At 44.8% G+C, this 3,355-nt stretch carries 5 protein-coding genes and 1 pseudogene; all 6 read left to right on the forward strand.

Annotated features, from left to right (window positions below; translation table 11 throughout):
- A pseudogene (locus PGX78_RS04275) lies at positions 1 to 437 on the forward strand (DUF3084 domain-containing protein); the annotation flags it as partial.
- 3 nt (positions 438 to 440) lie between these two features.
- On the forward strand, positions 441 to 857 hold the full coding sequence (locus PGX78_RS04280) for a hypothetical protein (RefSeq protein WP_270445527.1): 417 nt from the start codon (positions 441 to 443) through the stop codon (positions 855 to 857).
- The gene (locus tag PGX78_RS04285; protein ID WP_270445528.1) at positions 851 to 1,702 is read left to right on the forward strand and encodes a YitT family protein; all 852 of its coding nucleotides are present in this window, start codon (positions 851 to 853) and stop codon (positions 1,700 to 1,702) included. Before PGX78_RS04280 ends, PGX78_RS04285 begins: the two co-directional genes overlap by 7 nt.
- Positions 1,703 to 1,817: 115 nt before the next feature.
- Complete coding sequence (locus tag PGX78_RS04290) at positions 1,818 to 2,048, forward strand: YdbC family protein (RefSeq protein WP_006940944.1); 231 nt, start codon at positions 1,818 to 1,820, stop codon at positions 2,046 to 2,048.
- Between the two features lie 139 nt (positions 2,049 to 2,187).
- Positions 2,188 to 2,730 (forward strand): transcription factor FapR, encoded by a 543-nt coding sequence (gene fapR, locus PGX78_RS04295; protein WP_270445529.1) that lies wholly within the window; start codon positions 2,188 to 2,190, stop codon positions 2,728 to 2,730.
- A 14-nt stretch (positions 2,731 to 2,744) separates the two neighbouring features.
- Positions 2,745 to 3,355: phosphate acyltransferase (locus PGX78_RS04300; RefSeq protein ID WP_442864792.1), on the forward strand; the 611-nt coding region annotated here is incomplete at its 3' end.

The raw sequence follows: 3,355 nt of genomic DNA on the forward strand, positions 1-3,355 counted from the left end.
AGTTTGAGCGAACCGTACAGGAACTCAGCAACTCTCCCAAGGATAGTAAACTGATTCGCGTTACGGCTGCCGGAAATATCATTACGGGTGAGCCCGCTTTGGTACATGTAAATATATATGATAATAACCTGGTTTATAATCGGGGCAGAGAAGTATATACGGAATACTTTACAAGTGAAGAAATTGAGAGCGGAGCGGAATTACAACTCCTGCATTTTCTGCATAATGTCAATCGCAGTGCTCAGGCTGACGGAATCCTGCCCGACCCCTTGAGCGGTAACGTAGGGGCCTTGACGGCCGTCGAAATGTTTGACACCATTTCCCGTATGAAGGCCTATGGAAATACGGGACTTACGTTGCGAGCCGTTACGACTCAGAATATCTTTACGGCCGGACCTTTGCGTATTGAAATTCGTGTTGAGCCGAACAGGAGGTAAGCCGTGATTTTAGCTATTGACCCGGGATCTGTAAAAACGGGAGTGGCACTGGTTGATGAAGACGGAGAACTGAAAGAAAAGCGAATTATTCCTACTCAGTCCCTGTTGCAATACGTACAGGAGTGTTACGATTCGGGAGCACTGAAGTCGGTAGTTATGGGGGACGGGACTCGTCACGAAAGCTTGGGGAATCTCGTTAAGTCATGGATCGGCGAAGGGCATGACGAAGTGAGTTTTTCATATGTTAATGAAAAATTCACGACCGTCGAAGGACGTAAACTCTATTGGCAGTATACACCGCGTAAGGGGTGGAGAAAGTTTGTGCCGACATCATGGCAATATCCGCCTGAACCGGTAGACGACTTTGTAGCTTGGATTATCGGGCTCAGATTTGTACGGGAAAGGAAAAAGACATGGTAACCAGATATATTACGAAAGCCGTGGCCTTGGCATTCGGCGCACTCGTCTATACATTGGGACTGGACGTATTTTTAACGCCTAACCATGTTATTGACGGCGGCGTTGTCGGCATTTCATTGATGGCGGCGGCCTTGACAAACCTTTCCTTTTCAACCTTTATCGTTGTCTTAAACTTACCGTTTTTGTATTTAGGCTATAAAAAAATCGGGGCTCGTTTTACCCTCGCATCCCTTTATTCCATTTTATGGTTGGCCATATGGAGCCGTGTCGTTGATTATATACATCTGGAGGCGGTAACTAAGGATCCTTTTTTGTCTACCGTTTTCGGCGGGATTATTATCGGTGTCGGCGTAGGCCTTATTATTCGCTTCGGCGGCGCTTTGGACGGTACGGAAATGTTGGCCATTATCGGTGATCGTCGCCTGCCTTTTTCGGTAGGTGAAATTATTATGTTCTTTAACTTCTTCATTCTCGGTGTATCGGGTTTCGTCTTTTCGTGGAACAGCGCCATGTATTCTCTTATTGCGTACTTTATTGCTTACAAGGCTATTGATGTCGTATCCAACGGGTTGGATGAAATGAAGGGCGTACTTATAGTAACCAAAAAGGATGAGGAAGTATCGCGAGTCATTACGCGTGAACTGCATCGCGGTGTTACATTGTTACACGGTGAAGGGGCATATGCGCGACATAAGATGTGGGTTCTTTACTGTGTCGTATCCCGATTGGAAGTTATGCAATTGCGTGCCACGGTGACTGAAGTCGACCCGAATGCCTTTGTTTCCATCTTTGACATACAGGAAGCACATGGCGGATTATTTTCGAAAAAAGGCTCGTCTCATTAAAAATCGGAGTTTCTTTATTGACTTTGGACGGCGGTTTGATATGATAACATATAACACTGATTTTTAGTAAAAAATATTAGCGGTCTTAAAACCGCCTGTAGAGGAGATAAAGAGTATGGTACAGCTTAATTTCAATATTGAAGACATTTGCGGCACCTTATCGGAAAACAAGGACGGCTGGCGTAAAGAATTGACGTATATCAGCTGGAACAACCGGGCGGCCAAGTTTGATTTGCGTTCCTGGGATCCCGATTATCAGGCTATGACAAAAGGTATTACGTTAACTAAAGAAGAATTAATGAAGTTGAAAGATATTTTAAATGATATGGATTTCGACAAATATTAAAATAGAAGTATGCATGTGGCGTTTTTCGTATGAGTGAAGACGCTGTATGCATACTTTTTTCTTGCCAAAAGAGGGAAAACAATATATAATTTTCATAGTATGTACTATTAACACTTGGTCATAAAACTAGGGTGATATCATGGCGAGAACGGGACGAGATGAACGGCATGAATTGCTGAAAAAGAGAATAGAGGAAAATCCTTTCATCAATGATGAAGAGTTGGCTGAGGAATTTTCCGTCAGCATTGCGACTATACGGTTGGATCGCATGGCTTTGGGGATACCTGAATTACGTATTCGCATTAAGCAACGGGCCGTAGCGGCCGGACCGGAAACGAAATTGGCCGGTGTACTTGGAGAGTTGGTGGAATGTGTTCCCGGAGAAAGCGGTATATCCGTTATGACGGCTACTGAGGATATGGTTGACGAGGCACATATCGTTAAATCGCAGTATTTATATGCGCAGGCAGGCTCGTTGGCTAAGGCAGTTGCCAATATCCCCGTTTGTATTATGGCTGTAGGCAATGTAAAATATAAGCAACCCGTTACGGTAGGAGACAAACTGGTCGCCAGAGCGGAAGTCATTCGCAGACGGGATGATAAACGATATGTATGGGTAAAAATTCGCAAAAATGCGAAAGAAGTATTTCGGGCTAAGTTTATTATTGAATCATTAGAGTAACAGGGGCGATACGCATGAAAATAGCAGTCGATGCTATGGGTGGCGACTATGCACCGGAAGAAGTGGTTCTCGGAGCCATTGAAGCGGTTAAGGCATATAAGTATGATGTTGTCCTCGTAGGAGATGAAAAGAAAATACGTAAGGTCATGGCCGAACACGGATCCGAAGAATCGGAACGACTTACGATCGTTCATGCAGCGGAAGTCATTGAAATGGATGAACATCCGGCGCAAGCTATTCGTAAGAAAAAGGATGCGTCTATTGTAGTGGCAACCCGCCTGGTAAAAGAGGGCGTCTGTGATGCCGTTGTAGCCCCGGGAAGCACCGGCGCTGCCGTTACGGCGGCCTTATTGGGATTAGGGCGTATTAAGGGTATTGAACGACCCTGTATTGCGACTCCCATTCCGTCTAAAAAAGGTGTGAGTGTTCTTTTGGATTCAGGTGCCAATTCGGACAGTAAACCCAAACATCTTGTACAAGCGGCCATTATGGGAACCCATTATGCAAAATATATCTTTAATATCGAGTCGCCGAAAATAGGCTTACTTAATATCGGAGCGGAAGCGTCGAAGGGTAATGAATTATCCCAAACGACGTATCCTATGCTGGAAGCCACAAAGACCAT

The organism is Megasphaera sp. AF13-6AC (assembly GCF_027685385.1).
In the GTDB taxonomy this organism is placed as follows: domain Bacteria; phylum Bacillota; class Negativicutes; order Veillonellales; family Megasphaeraceae; genus Megasphaera; species Megasphaera micronuciformis.

Excerpts from the sequence above, each read along its gene's own strand:
- fapR (WP_270445529.1), top strand. The coding sequence starts at position 2,188 with ATGGCGAGAACGGGACGAGATGAACGGCATGAATTGCTGAAAAAGAGA.
- PGX78_RS04290 (WP_006940944.1), top strand. The coding sequence starts at position 1,818 with ATGGTACAGCTTAATTTCAATATTGAAGACATTTGCGGCACCTTATCG.
- PGX78_RS04285 (WP_270445528.1), top strand. The coding sequence starts at position 851 with ATGGTAACCAGATATATTACGAAAGCCGTGGCCTTGGCATTCGGCGCA.